At 73.7% G+C, this 21620-nt stretch carries 15 protein-coding genes; 6 read left to right on the plus strand and 9 right to left on the minus strand.

Features of this window, described 5'->3' with window-relative positions; translation table 11 throughout:
• Positions 1 to 3: 3 nt before the first annotated feature.
• Entirely contained in the window at positions 4 to 1971 is a 1968-nt protein-coding gene (locus tag D0Z67_RS03850; RefSeq protein WP_031180256.1) for an acetoacetate--CoA ligase, read from the minus strand.
• Positions 1972 to 2182: 211 nt separating this feature from the next.
• Here D0Z67_RS03850 and D0Z67_RS03855 point away from each other — a divergent pair, with 211 nt between their 5' ends.
• Positions 2183 to 4504: a glycoside hydrolase family 31 protein gene (locus D0Z67_RS03855; protein ID WP_031180255.1), complete on the plus strand. Its 2322-nt coding sequence runs from the start codon at positions 2183 to 2185 to the stop codon at positions 4502 to 4504.
• On the opposite strand, the gene D0Z67_RS03860 is transcribed toward D0Z67_RS03855, so the two are convergent.
• The 6 genes from D0Z67_RS03860 to D0Z67_RS03885 all read right to left on the minus strand — a co-directional run bounded on the left by D0Z67_RS03860 (position 4498) and on the right by D0Z67_RS03885 (position 12944).
• On the minus strand, positions 4498 to 5031 hold the full coding sequence (locus D0Z67_RS03860; RefSeq protein ID WP_031180254.1) for an NUDIX domain-containing protein: 534 nt from the start codon (positions 5029 to 5031) through the stop codon (positions 4498 to 4500). The genes D0Z67_RS03855 and D0Z67_RS03860 overlap by 7 nt on opposite strands.
• 75 nt (positions 5032 to 5106) lie before the next feature.
• Entirely contained in the window at positions 5107 to 5715 is a 609-nt protein-coding gene (locus D0Z67_RS03865; RefSeq protein ID WP_031180253.1) for a GTP-binding protein, read from the minus strand.
• A gap of 63 nt (positions 5716 to 5778) precedes the next feature.
• Positions 5779 to 9372: a hydantoinase B/oxoprolinase family protein gene (locus D0Z67_RS03870; RefSeq protein ID WP_031180252.1), complete on the minus strand. Its 3594-nt coding sequence runs from the start codon at positions 9370 to 9372 to the stop codon at positions 5779 to 5781.
• Positions 9373 to 9396: 24 nt separating this feature from the next.
• Positions 9397 to 9795: a DUF742 domain-containing protein gene (locus tag D0Z67_RS03875; RefSeq protein ID WP_031180251.1), complete on the minus strand. Its 399-nt coding sequence runs from the start codon at positions 9793 to 9795 to the stop codon at positions 9397 to 9399.
• A gap of 9 nt (positions 9796 to 9804) precedes the next feature.
• On the minus strand, positions 9805 to 10248 hold the full coding sequence (locus tag D0Z67_RS03880) for a roadblock/LC7 domain-containing protein (RefSeq protein ID WP_031180250.1): 444 nt from the start codon (positions 10246 to 10248) through the stop codon (positions 9805 to 9807).
• Positions 10245 to 12944: a sensor histidine kinase gene (locus tag D0Z67_RS03885; RefSeq protein ID WP_031180249.1), complete on the minus strand. Its 2700-nt coding sequence runs from the start codon at positions 12942 to 12944 to the stop codon at positions 10245 to 10247. Before D0Z67_RS03885 ends, D0Z67_RS03880 begins: the two co-directional genes overlap by 4 nt.
• Positions 12945 to 13362: 418 nt before the next feature.
• On the opposite strand from D0Z67_RS03885, the gene D0Z67_RS03890 reads away from it, so the two are divergent.
• Positions 13363 to 13893 (plus strand): hypothetical protein, encoded by a 531-nt coding sequence (locus D0Z67_RS03890; RefSeq protein WP_031180248.1) that lies wholly within the window; start codon positions 13363 to 13365, stop codon positions 13891 to 13893.
• A 23-nt stretch (positions 13894 to 13916) separates the two neighbouring features.
• Here the strand turns inward: D0Z67_RS03890 and D0Z67_RS03895 are convergent, their stop codons facing one another.
• Both D0Z67_RS03895 and D0Z67_RS03900 read right to left on the minus strand, forming a co-directional pair.
• Positions 13917 to 15077, minus strand: coding sequence for an NAD(P)/FAD-dependent oxidoreductase (locus tag D0Z67_RS03895; protein WP_031180247.1), 1161 nt, complete (start codon positions 15075 to 15077; stop codon positions 13917 to 13919).
• A gap of 30 nt (positions 15078 to 15107) precedes the next feature.
• A complete protein-coding gene (locus tag D0Z67_RS03900; protein WP_031180246.1) occupies positions 15108 to 15431 on the minus strand; it encodes a bifunctional 3-phenylpropionate/cinnamic acid dioxygenase ferredoxin subunit in 324 nt (107 codons plus the stop codon).
• A gap of 375 nt (positions 15432 to 15806) precedes the next feature.
• Between D0Z67_RS03900 and D0Z67_RS03905 the strand changes: the two genes are divergently transcribed.
• From D0Z67_RS03905 to D0Z67_RS03920, 4 genes are all read left to right on the plus strand, one after another.
• Complete coding sequence (locus D0Z67_RS03905) at positions 15807 to 16550, plus strand: IclR family transcriptional regulator (RefSeq protein ID WP_031180245.1); 744 nt, start codon at positions 15807 to 15809, stop codon at positions 16548 to 16550.
• Between the two features lie 211 nt (positions 16551 to 16761).
• Positions 16762 to 19242 carry a GcvT family protein gene (locus D0Z67_RS03910; RefSeq protein WP_031180244.1) on the plus strand — a complete coding sequence of 827 codons (2481 nt, stop codon included), beginning with the start codon at positions 16762 to 16764 and terminating at the stop codon, positions 19240 to 19242.
• 37 nt (positions 19243 to 19279) lie between these two features.
• Positions 19280 to 20464: an N-methyl-L-tryptophan oxidase gene (solA, locus tag D0Z67_RS03915; RefSeq protein ID WP_031180243.1), complete on the plus strand. Its 1185-nt coding sequence runs from the start codon at positions 19280 to 19282 to the stop codon at positions 20462 to 20464.
• The gene (locus tag D0Z67_RS03920; RefSeq protein WP_031180242.1) at positions 20461 to 21591 is read left to right on the plus strand and encodes an aromatic ring-hydroxylating oxygenase subunit alpha; all 1131 of its coding nucleotides are present in this window, start codon (positions 20461 to 20463) and stop codon (positions 21589 to 21591) included. Before solA ends, D0Z67_RS03920 begins: the two co-directional genes overlap by 4 nt.
• The last annotated feature ends 29 nt before the right edge of the window (positions 21592 to 21620 follow it).

A 21620-nucleotide genomic window follows, 5' to 3' on the forward strand; every position in this document is an offset into this window, starting at 1 on the left:
GGGTCAGGCGCGTTTGCGGGCGAGCTGCTCGTAGAAGCCGAGCAGGGTCAGGTCGTCGATGGAGCCGGGGTTGACCGCCTTCTCCAGCGGGGTGCCCTGGAGGAGGCGTTTGACCGGGACCTCGATGCGCTTGCCGGTGAGGGTGTGCGGGACGCCGGGGACCTCGATGATCTCGTCCGGGACGTGCCGGGGCGAGAGCTGCTCCCGGATGGCCTTCTTGACGCGGTCCCGCAGGGCGTCGTTCAGTTCGGCGCCGGGGGCGAGGTGGACGAAGAGGGGCATCCAGTAGCCGCCGTCGAGCTGTTCGACGCCGATGACCAGGGATTCCTTGATCTCCGGGAGGCGCTCGACGACCTCGTAGATGTCGGCGGAGCCCATGCGGACGCCCTGGCGGTTGAGGGTGGAGTCGGAGCGGCCGTGGATGATCACCGAGCCGCGTGAGGTGACGGTGATCCAGTCGCCGTGCCGCCACACGCCGGGGTAGGTGTCGAAGTAGCTCTCGCGGTACCGGCTGCCGTCGGGGTCGTTCCAGAAGCGGATCGGCATGGACGGCATGGGGTTGGTGACGACCAGCTCGCCCACCTCGTCCACCAGCGGCTCGCCGCCCGGGTCCCAGGACTGGAGGTCGGTGCCGAGGCCGGGGGCCTGGAGTTCGCCGGTGTACACGGGCAGGGTGGGGACGGCTCCGGCGAAGCAGGAGCAGACGTCGGTGCCGCCGCTGACGGAGGCGATCCACAGGTCCTCACGGACCTCGTCGTGCAGCCAGCGGAAGCCGTCCGGGGGCAGCGGGGAGCCGGTGGTGGCGACGCACTGGACGGTGGAGAGGTCGAAGTCGCGGGACGGGTGGACGCCCGCCTTCCGGCAGGCCATGACATAGGCGGCCGAGGTGCCGCAGAGGGTGGTGCCGGTGCGTTCGGCGACGCGCCACTGGGCGCCGGTGTCGGGGTAGCCGGGGCTGCCGTCGTACAGGACGATCGTGGTGCCGGTGAGCAGGCCGGAGACGAGGAAGTTCCACATCATCCAGCCGGTCGAGGTGTACCAGAAGAAACGGTCCTCCGGGCCCAGGTCGCAGTGCAGGCCGAGCTGCTTGAGGTGCTCGACGAGGATGCCGCCCTGGGACTGCACGATCGCCTTGGGCAGGCCGGTGGTGCCGGAGGAGTACAGCACCCACAGCGGGTGTTCGAAGGGGACCTGTTCGAAGACCGGCTCGGTGTCGCCGGCTGTCAGCTCCGCCCAGTCGAGGGCGCCCTCGGGGGTGTCGGTGCCGAGCAGCGGGATGTGCACGACCGCGCGCAGGGTGGGCAGTTCGCGGCGGAGTTCGGCGACGGTCTCGCGGCGGTCGTGCTCCTTGCCGCCGTAGCGGTAGCCGTCGACGGTGAACAGGACGACCGGCTCGACCTGCTGGAAGCGGTCCAGGACGCTGCGGGCGCCGAAGTCCGGGGCGCAGGAGGTCCACACCGCGCCGACGGCGGCGGTGGCGAGCAGGGCGACGACCGCCTCGGGGATGTTGGGCAGGTAGCCGCTGACCCGGTCGCCGGGGCGGACGCCGAGACCGCGCAGGTGGGCGGCGAGCGCGCCGACCTGGCGGCGCAGCTCGGCCCAGGTCACCGGGCGGGGCTCGTGGGTCTCGTCGACGTACAGCAGGGCGGGCTCGTCGGCGCGGTCTGCGGCGGCGCGCAGGGCGTGCTCGGCGTAGTTGAGGGTGGCGCCGGGGAACCATGCGGCGCCGGGCATGGCGCGGTCGCCGAGCACGCGCGCGTAGGGCGTGGCGAAGCGGACGTCGAACCACCGGGTGACGGCCGTCCAGAAGTCCTCCGGCTCGGCGACGGACCACTGGTGCAGCGCCGGGTAGCCGCCCTCGGCGGGGGCGCCGTGGTGCTCGGCGGCCCATGCCTGGAACCGGGTGATGCGGGCACGGGCGATCCGCTCGTCGGTGGGCTGCCAGAGCGGCTGCGGATGCTCGGTGGACATGATGCGGCTCCCGGACTGTACGCGTCGTTGCGTCGTCCGCACACGGCTGAGGAGTGCGCGGGACAGGGCTGACAGGGACGATGCCATGTGATCGACTTCGGCACCAGGGCACGCCCCCACATGGTGCGTGTGTCAACGATGTGGTCCCACCACGGTGAACGGCAGTTGAACGGCACACGCGCGTGGCGCGCACAGTGACAGGGTGAGCAGCATGAACGGTCGTGACCTGGTGCGTTCGTGGGACGGGGTCGGCGCGGGGCGCGCCACGCGGGGGATGCGGGCGGTGCGGGCCGCCTGGCACCGCAGGCGCAGCGACGCCGTGGGGCTGCCGCCCAGGGGCGCGGAGCGGGCGCGGGTGCCGGGTGAGCTGCGGGAGGCGGAGCCGGGGCCCGGCGGCGGGGTCATCCGGTTCGCGCGTTCGGAGCTTCGGATCGTGGTGGCGGTCGGCGGGGCGGTGTTCCTCGGCTGGGACGGGGCGGGTCCGGAGCCGTCGTACGCGCTCGCCGGCGGGACGCCCGAGGCAGATCCCCGGGTGGTGCTGGAGCCGGACAAGGACGGCGGCTGGCAGGTGGTGGCCGAGCGGGTGACCGTCGTGGTGTCCCGGCACGGCGCGGTGGAGATCCGTACGCCCGGTGGTCTCGTGCTGCGCCGGGAGCTGCCGCCGCGCTGGTGGGAGCCGCTGGGCGGGGGTGCGGCGCGCTGGACGCAGCGGGCGGAGGTGGCGGCGGACGCCCGGTTCTTCGGGCTGGGCGGGCGGACCTCGGGGCCTCGGCTGCGCGACGGCGCGTACCGGCTGTGGAACGGGGCGACACCCGTGGCGATACCGGTACAGCTCGTGGTGGCGGACGCCGCGGCGCATCTGGTGTTCCACGACACGCCCTGGGACGGGACGGTCGTCCTGCGGGAGGGCGAGGAGGGCGCCGGTTCCGGGCACGACCGGGCCGGGCGCTGCGAGATACGCATGGACGGGGGTCCGCTGCGCTCCTGGGTGATCGTGGGCATCCCCGCGCGCGTGCTCGGTGCCTGGGCGGCGCTGACCGGCGCGCCCGCGCTGCCGCCCGCCTGGGCGCTGGGGCACCAGCACGCACGGGACTTCACCGGCGAGCAGGAGATACGCGCGATCGTCGCCGGATACCAGGAGCGCGATCTCCCCCTGGACGCCGTGCACCTGGACGCCGGCCACCACGACGTGGGGCGCCCCTTCAGCGTCGACCAGGACCGTTTCCCCAAGCTGCCGGTGCTCGCGGAGGAAATGCGCCGGGACGGGGTGCGGCTGGTGTCGGCCGTGGACGCGGCGGTGCGGGTGATGCCGGGCGACCCGGTGTACGAGGGCGGCTCGGCCGTGGACGCGTTCGTGCGGGACGCGTCGGGGCGGACGGTACGGGGTGAGGGGCGGGCCGGTGAGGCGGTGTTCCCGGACTTCACGCACGCGCGGGCGCGCGCTTGGTGGGGCGGGCTCTACGAGGAGCGGCTGGAGCAGGGGTTCGCCGGGTTCTGGCACGGCGCCCACGAGCCCTCCGCGCGGGACGCGTTCGGCGAGCCGCCCCTGCCCCGCTCGGCCCGGCACGCCCTGGAGGGGGCCGGCGGCGACCATCGGGAGGCGCACAACCTGGACGCCCTGTGCATGGCACGCGCCGCGTACGAGGGGCTGAGCGAACTCGCGCCCGAGGAGCGGCCCTTCGTGCTCTCCCGGTCCGGCTGGGCCGGCACCCAGCGGTACGGCGGCATCTGGCCGGGCGACATGGGGACGGGCTGGCCGGCGCTCCGGGCGTCGCTGTCGCTGGTGCTGGGGCTGGGTCTGTGCGGGGTGCCGTACACGGGGACGGATGTCGGCGGGTCCGGCGGTGATGTGTCGCCGGAGCTGTATCTGCGGTGGTTCCAGCTCGGCTCGTATCTGCCGCTGTTCCGTACGCGCACGAGCGCGCGTGCGGGGCGGGAGCCGTGGGAGTTCGGGGCGGAGGTGCTGGGGCACGCGCGCGTGGCGCTGCTCGAACGGCGGCGCCTGGTGCCGTACTTCGTGACGCTGGCGCACCTGGCCCGGTGGACGGGGGCGCCCGCCGTGCGGCCGCTGTGGTGGGGGGCACCGGAGGACCGGGCGCTGCGGGACTGCGAGGACGCGTTCCTGCTGGGTGACAGCCTGCTGGTGGCGCCCGTACTGGACCCCGGCGCCGAGCGGCGGGCGGTGCGGCTTCCTCGGGGGCGCTGGTACGACACGGTGACGGAGCGGGCGTACGAGGGGCCGGGGCAGGTGCTGGTGGAGGCTCCCCGGGGGCGGATTCCGGTGCTCGCGCGCGCGGGTGCCGTCGTGCCGGTGCGGGGTGCGGACGGCGCGCTGGAGCTGGAGGTGTGGGCGCCCGCGCCGGGGCGGGCCGGGGGCGCTCTGGTGGTGCCCGACACCGGGGGGATCGAGCGGTACGTGACCCGCTGGGACGGGACCCGCGTGGTCGTCACCCGGGAGACGGACGGCGCCCCCGCCGAGCCGTCCCGGCCGGTGCGGGTACGGGGGCTCGGCGGGGCCGCCACCGGTCAGTAGCGGCCCTCGAACCAGGCGCGGACGGCCAGGGTGTGCAGCGGGAAGGCGAGTTCCTCCGGGCCGCGCAGCAGATGCCAGCCCTCGGTCTCGTCGGTGGCGGCGGAGGGCGGGAGCGCGTCGGCGGGGCGTTCGGGGAGGAGTCCGAAGAGGAGCAGATGGCCGTCGGGCGAGCTCATGGCGTCCACCAGCCGCAGGTCGCGGGCGTCGGCCTCGATGCCGGTCTCCTCGCGCAGTTCGCGGACGGCGGCGTGCTTCCAGTCCTCGCGGTCGTCGACGAACCCGCCGGGCAGCGCGACCCCGCCGAGCTGCGGGGCGACGGTCCGGGTGATGACGACCAGGGCGGCGCCGTGGGTGTCGTACACGGGCTGGAGCACGACGGCCACCGGCAGGGGGTTGCGGTAGGCGGTGGTGCCGCAGGCGGGGCAGGTGCGCGGCCAGCCGGTGACGCCGTCCCCGTAGGGGGCCCCGCAGCTCGAACAGTGGGAACCGGGACCGGAGTTGGCGGCCGGCTGCTGAATCTCGGACACGCGCGGACTGTATCCGATGACGGCGGGCGTGTCGCGGGGTGCCGGTGGGACGGGTGGGGCGGGGCGCCCGGTGGGTCAGGTGGCGAGGGCGCGGCGGCGTTCGGCGGCCAAATCCATGGCGTGCTGGACGACGCCGATCAGGACGGCCTTGACCGACTCCCGGTCGCGGGCGTCGGTCAGCAGCACCGGCACGTCCGGGTCGAGGTCGAGCGCCTTGCGGACCGACTCCGCCGGGTAACGGGCGGCCCCCTCGAAGCAGTTGACGCCGACCACGAAGGGGATGGACCGGCGCTCGAAGTAGTCGACGGCGGCGAAGCAGTCCTCCAGGCGCCGGGTGTCGGCGAGGACGACCGCGCCGAGCGCGCCCTCGGACAGCTCGTCCCACATGAACCAGAAGCGCTCCTGGCCGGGCGTGCCGAACAGATAGAGCACGAGGTCGGCGCGGAGGGTGATGCGGCCGAAGTCCATGGCCACGGTGGTGGTGCGCTTGCCCTCGACGCCATCGGTGTCGTCGACGGGGCGTCCGGCCTCGGTCAGCACCTCCTCGGTGCGCAGCGGCCGGATCTCGCTGACCGCGCCGACCATGGTGGTCTTGCCGACGCCGAACCCTCCGGCCACCAGGATCTTGAGCGTGACGGGCTCGACGGGGGGCTTGCCGCGTTCAGCTCGTCGCTCGAAGACCATCGCTCGCTTCTCCTGCTCGGTGGGGATCGGTGGGGATCGGTGGGTCGGGTGTGGGCGTGGATGTCAGTGTCGGGCGGGGTCGTCCGGTGGCGTGCCGTAGCCGCCGCCACCAGGGGTTTCGACGACGAGTACGTCTCCGGGCGCGACCTCGGCCGAGCCGCTGGCGCCCAGGTCGGTGACCGTGCCGTCGGCGTGCTCGACCCGGTTGGCGCCGAGGGCGCCGGGTGCGCCGCCCGCCATACCGTACGGGGGGACGCGGCGGTGCTGGGAGAGGGCGGAGACGGTCATCGGTTCCAGGAAGCGGATGCGGCGCACCGCGCCGTCCCCGCCCCGCTGCCGTCCGGCGCCGCCACTCCCCCGCCGTACCGCGAACTCGTCCAGCCGGACGGGCAGTCGCCACTCCAGCACCTCGGGGTCGGTGAGGCGGGAGTTGGTCATATGGGTCTGCACCACATCGGCGCCCGGAAAGGTGTCGCCCGCACCCGAACCGGAGGCGATCGTCTCGTAGTACTGGTGGTCGTCGTTGCCGAAGGTGACGTTGTTCATCGTGCCGGAGCCCTCGGCCTGGACGCCGAGCGCGGCGTAGAGGGCGCCGGTGATGGCCTGGGAGGTCTCCACATTGCCCGCGACCACGGCGGCGGGCGCCTCGGGGGCGAGCATCGAGCCGGGCGGTACGACGATGTCGAGGGGGCGCAGGCAGCCGTCATTGAGTGGGATGTCGTCGGCGACCAGGGTGCGGAAGACGTACAGCACGGCCGCGTGGACGACGGCTGAGGGGGCGTTGAAGTTGGTGCCGAGCTGGGCGGAGGTGCCGGTGAAGTCGACGGTGGCCCGGCGCGCGGCCCGGTCGACCCGCACCTGGACCCGGATGACGGCGCCCGAGTCGGTCTCGTAGGCGTACTCCCCGTCGTCCAGGGCGTCGATGACGCGCCGGACGGATTCCTCGGCGTTGTCCTGGACGTGCCGCATGTACGCCTGGACCACGTCGAGGCCGAACTCCTCGGTCATGCGGCCCAGTTCGTCGGCGCCCTTGCGGTTGGCGGCGATCTGGGCGCGCAGGTCGGCGAGGTTGGTGGCGGGGTTGCGCGAGGGGTGGGGGGCGTCGGTGAGCAGGCGCCGGGTCTCCTCCTCGCGCAGGCGGCCGTCCTCGGTGAGCAGCCAGTTGTCGAAGAGGACGCCCTCCTCCTCGATGGTGCGACTGCCCGCCGGCATGGAGCCGGGGGCGATGCCGCCGATCTCGGCGTGGTGTCCGCGCGAGGCGACATGGAAGAGGATCTCGGGGTCACCGGGCCCGCCGCCGAACACCGGGGTGATCACGGTGACGTCGGGCAGGTGGGTGCCGCCGTGGTACGGGTCGTTGACGGCGTAGCTGTCGCCGGGCCGCATCCGCGCACCCCGGCGGCGGACGACCTCCTTGACGCTGGTGCCCATGGAACCCAGGTGGACGGGGATGTGCGGGGCGTTGGCCACCAGATTGCCGTCCGGGTCGAACAGGGCGCAGGAGAAGTCCAGGCGTTCCTTGATGTTGACCGACTGGGCGGTGGACTCCAGCTGGGCGCCCATCTGCTCGGCGACGGACATGAAGAGGTTGTTGAAGACCTCCAGCAGGACCGGGTCGACTTCCGTGTCGGGCCGGGAACTCTCCGTGACGACCGTCCGTTCCATCACCAGATGTCCGTGGTCGTTCGCGGTGGCCTGCCAGCCCTCGTCGACGACGGTCGTGGTGCCGGCCTCGGTGACGATCGCGGGGCCGGTGACGGTGTGGCCGGGCGGCAGGGACTCCCGGCGGTGCAGGGGGACGTCGCGCCAGGCGCCGCCGGTGTGCAGGCGGACGGCGTCGGGTGCGGCGGGGGTGCCTTCGTACGGGGCGAGGGCGGAGAGATCGGGGGGCGGGGTGAGGCCGGTGGCTTCCACGGAGAGGGCTTCGACGACGATGTCGCGGTCCAGGGTGAAGGAGTAGGTGGCGCGGTGTCGTTCTTCGAAGGCGCGCCGCATGGCATCGGGTGCGGTGAGGTCGACGGTGAGGGTGGTGTCGGTGCCGTCGTAGCGGAGCTGGGCGCGGCGGGCGGTGCGGACGCGGTTCTCCGGCACGTGCTCGGCGCGGAGTTCGGCGCGGGCGGCGGCCTCCAGCGCGTCGGCGGTGTCGCGGACGCCGGGCATCGCCGCCTCGGTGAGGGGTGCCTCGACGGACTGCTCGCGCATCGCGGTGGTGTCGGCGAGGCCGATGCCGAGCGCGGAGAGGACACCGGCCATGGGCGGCACCAGGACGGTGCGGATGCCGAGGGCGTCGGCGACCTTGCAGGCGTGCTGGCCCCCGGCGCCGCCGAAGGTGGTGAGGGCGTAGCGGGTGACGTCGTGGCCCTGCTGGACGGAGATCCGCTTGATCGCGCCGGCGATGCCGGCGACCGCGATGCGCAGGTATCCCTCGGCCACCTGTTCCGGGGTGCGGTCGTCGCCGGTGGCCGCCCGGATCTCGCGAGCGAGCGCGGCGAAGCCGTCGCGGACGGCGGTGGTGTCCAGCGGCTGGTCGCCACCCGGGCCGAACACGGCCGGGAAGCGGGCGGGCTGGATGCGGCCGAGCATGACGTTGGCGTCGGTGACGGTGAGCGGGCCGCCCGCGCGGTAGCAGGCCGGGCCTGGGTCGGCTCCGGCCGAGTCGGGGCCCACCCGGTAGCGGGAGCCGTCGAAGTGGAGGACGGAGCCGCCGCCCGCGGCGACGGTGTGGATGTCCAGCATGGGGGCGCGCAGCCGGACGCCCGCGATCCGGGTGGTGAAGACGCGCTCGTACTCCCCGGCGAAGTGCGAGACGTCGGTGGAGGTGCCGCCCATGTCGAAGCCGATGACGCGGTGGTGTCCGGCCAGTTCCGACATGCGGGCCATGCCGACGATGCCCCCGGCGGGCCCGGACAGCACGGCGTCCTTGCCGCGGAACTGCCCGGCCTCGGTGAGCCCGCCGTTGGACTGCATGAACATCAGCCGCACGTCCCGCAGTTCGTCGGCGACGTGCCGGACGTAGCGGTGCAGCACGGGCGAGAGGTAGGCGTCGACCACGGCGGTGTCCCCGCGCGGGACCAGCTTCATCAGCGGGCTGACCTCGCTGGACAGGGAGATCTGCGGGAAGCCGATCCGCTCGGCCAGCTCGCCGACGGCCCGCTCGTGGCCGGGGTGGAGGTGGCTGTGCAGACAGACGACGGCGACCGCGCGGATGCCGTCCTCGTGGGCCCGGCGCAGCTCGCCCTCCAGGGCGGCCAGGTCGGGGGCGCGCAGTTCGGTGCCGTCGGCGGCGATCCGCTCGTCCACCTCGATCACGCGCTCGTAGAGCTGCTCGGGCAGTTCGATGTGGCGGGCGAAGATGTCCGGGCGGTTCTGGTACGCGATCCGCAGGGCGTCGCGAAAGCCGCGGGTGATCACCAGCAGGGCGCGCTCGCCCTTGCGCTCCAGCAGCGCGTTGGTGGCGACGGTGGTGCCCATCCTGACCGCCTCGACGGGCTCGCCGGAGCCGTCGAGGAGCGCGCGGACGCCCGCCACGGCCGCGTCGGCGTACCGGGCGGGGTGGTCGGAGAGCAGCTTGCGGGTGAGCAGGGCGCCGTCGGGGCGGCGCGCGACGATGTCCGTGAAGGTGCCGCCCCGGTCGACCCAGAACTCCCAGCCTGTCACGTCACTACCCCACTTCCGCGCTGGTCACAGCGCCCGGAGGCCGTCGATCACGTCGCGCAGAATACTCTCGTCCGGCAGCTCGGCCGGGGGCACCGGGCGCGTCACATGGACGAGTTCGGCGTGCACGAGGTCCCCGATGAGGACGCGTACGACTCCTACGGGCAGATCGAGTCCGGCGGCGAGTTCGGCGACCGACTGCGGTTCGTCCCGGCAGAGGCCGACGATCTCCACATGCTCCGGCGCCAGCGTCGGATCGTCCTCGGGGTCGCCGGCGTCCGGTTCGGTGACGACGACCGCGATCAGGTCGAGGACGTGCTGGCCGGGGCTGCTGGTGCGGCCACGGGTCATGGCGTACGGGCGGACCACAGGACCCGCCTCGTCGTCGAACCAGTGGCCGCCGCTTCTCTGACCCTCTCCGCTCATGTCGTCCGACTACCCGCCTACGGGCGGCTCGCTGCGCGGGGCGCTGCCCAGATGGACGCCGACCCGCTTGACCAGCAGCGTCATCTCGTAGGCGACCTGGCCGACGTCGGAGTCGGCGTCGGAGAACACGGCGAGGCAGCTTCCGTCGCCGGCGGCGGTGACGAAGAGGAAGGCGTCGTCCAGCTCGACCACGGTCTGCCGGACGTTGCCCGCCTCGAAGTGGCGGCCCACCCCCTTGGCGAGGCTGTGGAAGCCCGATGCCACGGCGGCCAGGTGCTCGCTGTCCTCCCTGGTCAGGTCGGTGGACACGCCCATGGCCAGGCCGTCGCCGGACAGGACGACGGCCTTGCGGATGCTGGCGACCCGGTCGACCAGGTCGTCGAGGAGCCAGTTCAGCTCCTTCTTCTTGTTCTTCTTGCTGTCCGTGTGGCCGGTCGCGTTCGGTGCGGTCATCGACCGTCTCCCTCAGTCGTTCCTTGTGCTGTGCCGCTGTGGGCTCGGTCGCCCTCAGCGTTCTCCTCACGGCCGCGCTCCCAGCCGCGCTGGAGCGACGCCATCCGCGAGCGCACCTCGTCGGCGTCGCGTACGGCGGGCTCGAAGGTGTTCTCGGGGCGCCGGTCGGGCTCGCGCCTCAGCTGCGGCGCCAGGTTGGCCTGGCGGACACGCTTGGGCAGCGGGGCGGTGCCGTCGGGCGCCGGGTCGGCGGGGGCGGGGGCCGCGTGGGCGGCCGCCGCGCTGATCGGGTCGGGGGTGTCCGGGCCGGTCCGGGTCCGGCGCGGCAGCTCCGGGGGCAGCGCCTCGGCCTCGGCGGGCGGGGCCTCGGGCCGGTCCGCGGTGGCGGTGCGGGCGGTCCTCGGCGTGGGACGCCGGCCGGAGTCGCCCCGGCGGCGGGTGGGCAGCGGCGGGGGGCCGTCGGCCTCGGCGCCGAAGGGTTCGCCCTGCGCGGCGACGGGCTCGCCGTGCGAGCTGACCAGCTTCGGCGGCTCGCGCCGGGGCGGCGGGACGAGCCCGGCCGGGTCGTGGACGTCGGCGGGGGCGAGGCTGCGGGCGCGGAAGATGCCGCCGAGTTCGCTGTCCTCCTCCGCCAGCACGCTCGGGAACTCCTCGGCGGGAGCGTCCAGGGCCGGGCGGTCCACGCCGGCGCCCGGCTCGGCCGGTTCGTCGCGTTCCACGGGCCGGGCGGTGCCGCGTTCCCTGGTCCGCTGGGTCTCCTTGGAGAGGTCGCCGAGCCGGATGCCGATGCCGTTGGTGTCGGGGGCGTCGTCGGTGAGCAGCGCGTCGGGGATGAGGACGACGGCCGTGGTGCCGCCGTAGGGGGACGGCTGGAGCGAGACGCGTACGTGCTGGCGGCGGGCGAGGCGGCTGACCACGAACAGGCCGAGCCGGTCGGTGTCGGACAGCTCGAACTCGGGGGTCTCGGCGAGCCGCAGGTTGGCGTCGAGCAGCGCCTCGGCGGTCATGCCGAGGCCCCGGTCGTGGATCTCCAGCGCGAAGCCGTTGGCGACCCGTTCCCCCACCACGTGCACATTGGTGTGCGGGGGCGAGAACAGCGTGGCGTTCTCCAGCAGTTCGGCCACGAGGTGGGTGAGGTCGGAGACGGCGGGGCCGATGACGGCGACGCGGGGCAGCCGCCGTACCTCCACGCGCTCGTAGTCCTCCACCTCGGCGACGGAGGCGCGGACGACGTCCATCAGCCGGACCGGGCGGCGCCACTGGCGGGAGGGGGCGGCGCCGGAGAGGATCACCAGGCCCTCGGCGTGGCGGCGCATGCGGGTGGTGAGGTGGTCCAGCCGGAAGAGGTCCGCGAGTTCGTCGGTGTCCTCGGTGCGGCGCTCCATGGTGTCCAGCAGGGTGAGCTGCTTGTGCAGCAGCACCTGGCTGCGGCGGGCGAGGTTGACGAACACCTCGGAGACCCCGGCGCGCAGCTCGGACTGCTTCACGGCGGCCTCGACGGCGGCCCGCTGGAGGGTGTTGAGGGCGCGGCCGACCTCGCCGATCTCGTTCTGGTCGTACTCGGGCCGGGGCACCTCGCTCTCCACGTCGACCGGTTCGCCCGCGGAGAGGCGGCGCATCACGTGGGGCAGCCGGACGGCGGACGCCTCGTGGGCCTCGGTCCGCAGCCGCTTGAGGTCGCGGATGAGGCGGCGGCCGACACGCACGGACAGCACGAGGGACACGAGGAGGGCCGCGAGGCCGAGGACGCCGGCGACGGCGGCCTGGGCGATGACGCCGTAGGTGACGGGCCGTACCCGGTCGCGGAAGCGGGCGCCGGCCTGGTCGTCCATGGTGCCGAGGTCTTCCAGGACGCCTCCGGCGACGGCGTGCCAGCTCGCGGTGGTGACACCGCGCGGGATGCCGGCGCCGGTGTCGATGACCTCGCGCTCGGCCGCCCGCAGGGGCGCGGTCGTGGCGTTGCGCCAGTAGCTCTCGTAGCGGTCGCGTTCCGGCGCGGGCAGCAGCGGGAGGCTGACGTCGTAGAGGAGGGTGCGCTGGGCGACGAGGTCGGAGACCTCGCGGGCCTCCTCTCGGGAGAGGCTGCCGACCACCAGGGCGGAGCCGAGGATGGCGTCCTCGCGGGAGAGGAGTTCCCGGGCGCGGCCGGTGTTGACGAGGGCTCCGGCCTGCTTGTCCATCTCCACGTCGTCGACGCCGTCGACCGCGGCGACCAGCGCGTAGCAGGGGTCGACCAGGCGGTTGTAGAGGTCGAGGGCGCCGTCGCGGGTGAGGGTGCGCTCCTCGACGCTGCGGCGCAGGGACTCCAGGCCGCCGAGGGCGTCGAGGGCGGTGGTGAGGCGTTCGCCGTCCTCGCCGCGCAGCGCGTCGCGGGTCTTGGGGTTCCGGGCGTTGGCGCGGAGGCCGGCCAGGGCGCGGTCGGTGGCGGTGCGGGAGCGGTGCAGCTCGGCGAGGGCGTCGGCGGCGCGCGGGTCGGCGAGGTAGACCAGGCTCTGCCGGCGCTCGTGCTGCAGGTCGCGGACGGTGTCCTCGGTGGGGTGGCCGATTTCCTTCACGGCGCGTGAGACGCGCAGCGACCGGGCGACCTCACTTCCCGTCAGCACGGTGGCGAAGGCCCAGACGACGGTCAGGGCCACCAGCGGCACGAGAAGCAGCGCCACGATCTTCCGGCGGATCGACTTCCCGCGAAACCGCATGGCCTCCCCCAGCTCGACCCCTCACCCGGGGTACGTGTGTCCGACTTGGAACGGCGCGAGCCTACTACCGCCCCGGAGGTGTCTCTAAGACACGTCTGATGCGTGAACTCCCTTGCGTTGGACGGTAGATGGCGAGTTGTCCGGGCATTGGGGGAGATTGCGGCCGTGACGGGAGGGGTCCAGGGGAAGCGGGCCGAAACAGTACGGACACCGGTTGGCTGGAAATTTTCACAAGTCGGGAATCTTCGCGGCGCCCGGTTCGTCGTTCACTTGGGGAGACGGGGAGGGAATCGGCCACACCAGCCGCATCCTTCACCCCGGCCGCGTAAAACAGCGCAAGCCGGGCAGCCACTGGGGAGTCGGGGCCTTCGGGTTCCGGGGCGAGCGGCGGGCCGGCGGTGGGGAGAGTGACACGGTGATGGGCACGGCTGAGCGGCGCGATGCGCCCGAGGCGGGCGCGGCGGAGCGCCCGGCGCGGATTCCGGACCAGGTGGGTCCGGAGCGCGGGACACCGGCGCGTACGCCGGGTGGGGAGAGAGCCGGGCGGCAGCGGGCGGCGTACCGGCCGCTGTGGGTGGAGGAACCGTCGCGGCGGCGCCGGATGGCCGACCCGGTGCGTACGGCGGCGGTGCGGGCCGTGCTGATCATCGCGGTGACGCTGATCCAGGCGATGGTGGCGTTCCTGTGCACGCTCGCCGGCTCCTGGGCGGCGTTCCCGATGGTGATCAGCAGCGTGGCGAGCACGGTGGTGGCGACCTGGGCGGTCGTCGACGTCTGGGTGACCCGCCAGGTCTGGAACCAGCGGTACGGAGTGGTCTCCGAGCCCAGCAGCACGGCCCGGCAGCTCCGCCGGGAGCGCCGGGTGGCCCGGCGGCGGGAGCGCACCGCGCGGCGCGACCAGGAGCGGATAGCCAGGCGGGCCGGCACGAAGCGGCTGTCCCACCCTTAAGATCCCGGGTGCCCCGCGCGGGCTCATGTCGTGGCGGTCTCGACCGCCCTGCCGAGTTCGCGCCGGGCGCGGGTGAAGGGCCGGGGCCGGTCCACCGCGAGTACGGCGACGGTGGTGCCGTCGCGTTCGTAGCGGGCCAGGAAGCCGTCGTCGCCCGGCCCTTCGTCCAGGAGTTCGCCCTCGGTGACGCGGACGGTGTCCCCCGGCCGGTACCGGCCCGCGAACTGGATGCGGGACCCGTACTGGTCGGACCAGAAGTAGGGCACCGGGTGCGGGGTGGCGAGGGTGCGCCCGGCGAGCAGGTTGGTGACGGCGGCGCGGGGCTGCTCGGTGGCCGAGGTCCAGTGCTCGGCGCGTACGCCGCCCACGCGGGCCACATCGCCGACGGCGACCACCTGGGGCGACGCGGTCACGCACCCCTCGTCGCAGAGCACGCCGTCGCCGAGGGCGAGCGTGGAGCCCGCCAGCCAGGCGGTGTTCGGGACGGCGCCGATCCCGGCGATCACGATGTCCGCGCTCAGGGTGTGGCCGTCGGCCAGGTCCACGGCCGTGGCCGGCCCGGTCCGCCGCAGGCCGGTGACCCCGGTCCCGGTGCGGAACCGTACGCCGGCCCGGCGGTGCAGTGTGGCGCACACGGCGGCCATCTGCGGGCCGAGTTGGGGCAGCAGGGGCAGCGGGGCGGCTTCGAGCACGGTGACGTCGTGGCCGAGGGCGGCGCAGGACGCGGCGGTCTCGGCGCCGATGAAGCCCCCTCCGATCACGACGACCTGCTGCGGGCCCTCGGTGAGCCGGGCGCGCAGGGCGCGGGCGTCGTCCAGGGTGCGCAGGGTGTGGGCGCCGGGAAGCGGCCGGGCCTTCGCGCCGGTGGCGATGACCAGGCCGTCCGTGGCCAGGGTGCGGCCGTCCTCCAGCAGGACGGTGCGGGCGGCGGTGTCGAGGCCCCGGGCGCGGACGCCGAGCAGCCATTCGGCGTCGAGGCCGGCCCGCTCCTCGGCGTCCGTCAGGGCGAGCCGGTCCTCGTCCGCGCGGCCGGTCAGGAAGTCCTTGGAGAGCGGCGGGCGGTCGTAGGGCGGGTGCGGTTCGTCGCCGACGACGACCAGCCGGCCGTCGTACCCCTGCGCGCGCAGCTCGCGTGCGGCGTACAGCCCGGCGAGGGAGGCGCCGACGATGGTCACGGTCCTCATGTGCGTGACTCCTTGTCCGCGGGGGCGCGTTCAGGCGGCCGTTCCCTCGCGCACCGTGACATGGACGTGGATCACGCCCTCCTCCACGGTGACGAGGTGGGTGCGCAGGGCGTGCCGGGCCGGGAGGCAGGTCGGGACGCCGGTGCGCAGGTCGAACGCGGCGGCGTGCAGCGGGCATTCGATCAGACAGCCCTCCAGCCAGCCCTCGGAGAGCGAGGCGTCCTGGTGGGTGCAGGTGTCGTCGACGGCGTAGAGCGAGCCGTCGTCGGTGCGGAACACGGCGATCGGCGGGGCGGTGTCGACCCGGACGGATTCGCCCTCGGGGAGGTCTTCCTGACGGCAGACGGGGATCACGGGGGCCTCCTCTCGGTCCGGGACGCTCGGTCCGGACCGGGCAGGTGCAGACGGCGGGATGCGAGGGTGCGAAGGTGCAAGGGGCTGAAGGCACGGCGGACCGGGCAGGTCCAAGTGATCCGCACCCCTTCCGGGATACGAACGCTTCGGTAACATGATGTTCCGCATGGCGCACCAACATGCGCTGTGCGCAACAGAATCCGCGCGGGGAGGCCGTCGCGTCAAGGGCTTCCCGCAGACACGGCCCGAACCGGGCCGGCAGATGGTGGGAGTCGAGCCATGAGCCGTACGCAGAAGCGGTCCGACCGCGGCGACGAGACCAGGGCGGACGACGATTCCCCGGAGCGGAACAGAGGTCGCGGCACGGCCGGTTCCGTGCAGTCGGTGGACCGGGCCGTGAGCGTGCTGGAGATCCTCGCCCGGCACGGCGAGGCGGGCGTCACCGAGATCGCCGACGAACTGGACGTGCACAAGTCCACCGCGTTCCGGCTGCTCGGTGTCCTGGAGAACCGGGGCCTGGTCGGCCAGGCCAGCGACCGCGGCAAGTACTTCCTGGGCGCCGGGGTGCTGCGCCTGGCCGGAGCGGCGGCGGTCCGCCTCGACGTCTCCCAGGAGGGCGTCCCGGTCTGCCGCGAGGCCGCCGACGAACTCGGCGAGACGGTGAACATCGCGGTGCTGGACGACGACGCCGCCGTCAATGTCATGCAGGCCCGCGGCACCGCCTCCGTCACCGCGCAGAACTGGCTCGGCCGGCGCACCCCGCTGCACGCCACCTCCAGCGGCAAGGTGCTGCTCGCGCACATGCCGCCCGCCCTGCGCGAGGGGTTCCTCGCCCGGCCGCTGCACCGGTTCACCGAGCGCACGGTCACCGGCGCGGCCCTGCTGCGGACCGAGCTGGACTCGGTGGTGGAGCGCGGTTACGCCCTGACCACCGACGAGCTGGAGCTGGGACTGGCGGCCGCCGCCGCGCCGATCCGGGCGCACGACGGCAAGGTCATCGCGGCGATCAGCGTCTCCGGGCCGGTGTACCGGCTGGGCCCGGAGCGGCTGCCGGTGGTGGCGAAGCGGATGGCGGCGGCGGGCGAGGAACTGTCCCGGCGGATGGGCTACGGCTTCTGACGGAGGGCCGGGCGGACGTTCGGCGGAGCGTGTGTCCGGGGGGTTTCGACGGCCCCGGCTCGTTTTACCAAGGGTTGACACGTACCTCTTGACGGTGCTGTCACGGCGTTCTCACTATGTTCCTCACCACGCAACCCATCGTGCGATGCGCAACAGCAGAGGCATTGGCCGGAGCCCGGCCTCCCCCATCCCCACCCGTGCAAGGAGGGGCATGTCCGCAACGCCCGAAGACCGTCCGCACCCGTCCCCCGAGACCCCTCCGCGCGTCGTCGTCATCGGCGCGGGGATCGTCGGCTGCTGTCTCGCCGACGAGCTGACCGCACGCGGCTGGACGGACGTCACCGTCCTCGAACAGGGCCCGCTGCCCGCCCCCGGCGGCTCCACCTCGCACGCGCCGGGGCTCGTCTTCCGGACAAGCCCGTCCCGGACGCTGACCGAGTTCGCCCGGTACACCGTGGAGAAGTTCGGCTCGCTCCGCCACGACGGTGTCCCCTGCTTCGAGCCGGTCGGCGGCCTGGAGCTGGCCACCACCCCCGAGCGCCTCGCCGACCTGCACCGCAGGGCCGGGCTCGCCGCCGCCTGGGGCGTGCGCGGCGAGGTGGTGAACGCCGCCCGCTGCAAGGAACTCTGGCCGCTGCTCGACGAGTCGGTGGTGCTGGGCGGCTTCCACACCCCGGAGGACGGCGTGGCCCGCGCGGTGGCCGCCTGCCGTGCCCAGCTCGACCGGGCCACCACGCGCGGCGCCCGCTTCCTCGACCGGCACACCGTCACCGGTATCGAGCGGGCGGACGGCCGGGTCACCGGAGTCGTCACCGACCGGGGCGTCTTCCCGGCCGACCATGTCGTGTCGGCGGCGGGCTTCTGGGGGCCGGTGATCGGCCGGATGGCCGGGGTCGGCGTGCCGTTGCAGCCGCTGGCGCACCAGTACGCGCGCACCGGCCCGCTGCCCGAGCTGAGCGGGGCCGCCGCCGAGGCGACCCTGCCCATCCTGCGCTTCCAGGACGCGGACCTGTACTTCCGGGAGCACCACGACCGGATCGGCATCGGCTCGTACGCGCACCGGCCGCTGCCCGTGGACCCGTTCGGTGTGCCGGGGTACGAGGAGGCGCGGCGACGGGGGATGGAGATGCCGTCCTCGTACCCCTTCACGGAGGAGGACTGGGCGCCCAGCTGGGCGGATGCCCGGCGGCTGGTGCCGGCGTTGCGCGCGGCGGAGGTGGAGAGCGGGTTCAACGGGGTGTTCTCGTTCACCCCGGACGGCATGCCGCTGCTCGGGGAGGCCCGTGAACTGCGCGGTTTCTGGCTGGCCGAGGCGGTGTGGGTCACGCACTCGGCGGGTGTGGCCAGGGCGGTGGCCGAATGGATGGTCGACGGCCGTCCGTCGATCGACGTGCACGACTGCGATGTCGCGCGATTCGAGGAAGCGCAGCGTTCACCCGCGTACGTCCGTGAACGCGGTTCACAGCAGTTCGTCGAGGTGTACGACGTCACGCACCCCCTCCAGCCGATGGAGCAGCCCCGCCCGCTGCGTGTCAGCCCCTTCCACGCCCGGCAGGAGCAGCTCGGCGCCTTCTTCCTGGAGGGCGGCGGCTGGGAGCGCCCCCACTGGTACGAGGCGAACGCCCCGCTGGTGGCCACCCTCGACGACGACCTGCCCGAGCGCGACCCCTGGTCGGCCCGCTACTGGTCCCCCGTCGCCGCCGCCGAGGCCCGTGCCACCCGCGAGCGTGTCGCCCTGTACGACATGACCCCGCTGCGCCGTCTGGAGGTCACCGGCCCCGGCGCCCTGGACTTCCTCGACCGCATGACCACCAACAAGCTCCGCAAGAAGCCCGGCGCGGTCACGTACGCCCTCCTCCTGGACGAGGCCGGCGGCATCCGCTCCGACCTCACCGTGGCCCGCCTCGCCGAGGACCACTTCCAGATCGGCGCCAACTCCCCCGCCGACCTCGACCACCTCCTCCGGCACGCCCCCGCCGAGGTGCACGTCCGGGACATCACCTGCGGTACCTGCTGCGTCGGCGTCTGGGGCCCGCTGGCCCGCGCCCTGGTGCAGCCGCTCACCGGGGACGACTTCTCCCACGAGGGCTTCGGCTACTTCCGGGCCAAGCGCGCCCACATCGGCCATGTCCCCGTCACCGCCCTGCGCCTGAGCTACGTCGGCGAGCTGGGCTGGGAGCTGTACACCACCGCCGACCTGGGCCTCCGGCTCTGGGACACGCTCTGGGAGGCGGGCCGGGAGCTGGGGGTGATCGCGGCCGGGCGCTCCGCCTTCAACTCGCTGAGGCTGGAGAAGGGCTACCGTGCCTGGGGCACCGACATGACCACCGAGCACACCCCGGCCGAGGCCGGCGTCGGCTTCGCCGTCCGGATGGACAAGGGCGACTTCGTGGGCCGCGACGCCCTGCGCGCCCGCCCCGAGCCCACCCGCCGGCTGACCCCGCTGCTGCTGGACGACCCGGCCGCCGTGGTACTCGGCAGCGAACCGGTGTCGGTGGACGGCACGACGGCTGGCTACGTGACCAGCGCGGCCTACGGCTACACGCTGGGCCGGTGCGTCGCCTACGCGTGGCTCCCGGCCGGCCTCGCCCCCGGCACCGGCGTGCACATCGCGTACTTCGGCGAGAAGGTCCCCGCGACCGTATCCGAGGAGCCGCTGTACGACCCGGGGATGACCCGTATCCGCCGCTGACAGCCGGCCCGGAACCACCTCAGGAGGTCCGACAGAAGTGTCCCCCACCTACGACGTGATCGTCATCGGCCTGGGCGGCATGGGCAGCGCCGCCGCCCACCACCTCTCCGCACGCGGGGCCCGCGTGCTCGGGCTGGAGAAGTTCGGCCCGGTGCACAACCGGGGCTCCAGCCACGGCGGTTCCCGTATCACCCGGCAGTCCTACTTCGAGGACCCGGCCTACGTCCCCCTGCTGCTGCGGGCCTACGAGCTGTACGAGGAGCTGGAGCGGGCCACCGGCCGGGAGGTGTCCGTCCTGTGCGGCGGCGCGATGGCCGGCCGGCCCGACTCCCGTACCGTCTCCGGCTCGCTGCGCTCGGCCACCGAGTGGGACCTGCCCCACGAGCTGCTGGACGCCAAGGAGATCCGGCGCCGCTTCCCCACCCTCACCCCGGCCGACGACGAGGTGGCCCTGTTCGAGGCGAAGGCGGGGCTGCTGCGCCCGGAGAACATGGTCGCCGCCCACCTCCAGCTGGCCACCCGGCAGGGCGCGGAGCTGCGCTTCGAGGAGCCGGTGGTGCGCTGGGAGCCGTACCGGGACGGGGTGCGCGTGCACACCGGCGAGAACACGTACACCGCCGGGCAGTTGGTGATCTGCCCCGGCGCCTGGGCACCCCGGCTGCTCGCGGACGTCGGGGTGCCGATCACCGTGGAGCGGCAGGTCATGTACTGGTTCCAGCCGACCGGCGGCACCGGGCCGTTCGAGCCTAAGCGGCACCCGGTGTACATCTGGGAGGACGCGGGCGGCGTCCAGGTGTACGGCTTCCCGGCCATCGACGGGCCGGAGAAGGGCGCCAAGGTCGCGTTCTTCCGCAAGGGGCAGGACACCACGCCGGAGACCATCGACCGGACGGTGCACCCGCACGAGGTCCGGGCCATGGCGGACCACATGGCCGGGCTGATCCCCGACCTGCCCGGCACCTTCCTGAAGGCCGCCACCTGCATGTACTCCACCACCCCGGACGAGCACTTCGTCATCGCCCGGCATCCGGCGCACCCGGAGTCGACCACCGTGGCCTGCGGTTTCTCCGGGCACGGCTTCAAGTTCGTGCCGGTGGTCGGCGAGATCCTGGCCGACCTCGCGCTGACCGGCTCCACCGCGCACCCGACCGGCCTGTTCGACCCCGCCCGCTTCGACCCCGCCCGCCCGACCGCCCCGGCAGCCCGAGGAGCCCAGCCATGACGACGACCCCGGTCTCCCCCAGCCTGATCGCCACTCTCCCCGGCCGCTACTACACCGACCCCGAGGTCTTCCGGCGCGAGCAGGAGGCGCTGCTGGAGTCGATGTGGTTCTGCGCGGTGCGCGGCGCCGACCTGGACCGGCCCGGCGCCTTCCGTACGGTCCAGGTCGGCCGGGAGAGCGTGCTGGTCACCCGCGACCGCACCGGCGCGCTGCGGGCCTTCCTCAACGTCTGCCGGCACCGGGGCGCCCGGCTGTGCACCGAGGAGTCCGGCGAGGTCCGCCGCAGCCTGCAATGCCCGTACCACGCCTGGACGTACGGGCTCGACGGCAAGCTGGTCGCCGCGCCCGACCTGACGAAGATGCCGGACGTGGACCGGGACCGGTACGGGCTGGTCAAGGTGGCCCTGCGGGAGTGGCTGGGCTACGCCTGGGTGTGCCTCGCCGACGAGCCGCCGTCCTTCGAGGAGACCGTCCAGCACGCGGCCGTGGAGCGCCTCGGCGACCCGGCGGCCATCGAGCACTACGGCACCGAGCGCCTGGCCCTCGGCAAGCGGGTCACCTACGACGTGCGGGCCAACTGGAAGCTGATCGTCGAGAACTTCATGGAGTGCTACCACTGCGCCACCATCCACCCCGAACTCACCGAGGTGCTCCCGGAGTTCGCGGACGGCTACGCGGCCCAGTACTACGTCGGCCACGGCGCGGAGTTCGGCGCGGGCGTGGCGGGCTTCACGGTGGACGGCAGCGCGGGCTTCGGCCGGCTCCCGGAGGTGGCCGAGGAGCAGGACCGGCGCTACTACGCCATCACGGTCCGGCCCAACGTGTTCGTCAACCTCGTCCCCGACCACGTCATCCTGCACCGCATGTTCCCGCTGGCCGAGGACCGCACGGTGGTGGAGTGCGACTGGCTGTACGCGCCGGAGGTGGTGGCGTCCGGGGCCGACGTGTCGAAGTCGGCGGAGCTGTTCCACCGGGTCAACGTCCAGGACTTCGCGGCGTGCGAGCGGACCCAGCCCGCGATGTCCTCGCGCGCCTATCGCGGGGGCGGGGTGCTGGTGCCGACCGAGCACCACATCGGGGCGTTCCATGGATGGCTGCTGGAGAAGCTGGGCGAACAGGCTCCGTGAGCGCCGAAGCGGGGTAGGACACGGCCGCT

Origin of the sequence: Streptomyces seoulensis (genome assembly GCF_004328625.1) — a bacterium.
Classification (GTDB): domain Bacteria; phylum Actinomycetota; class Actinomycetes; order Streptomycetales; family Streptomycetaceae; genus Streptomyces; species Streptomyces seoulensis.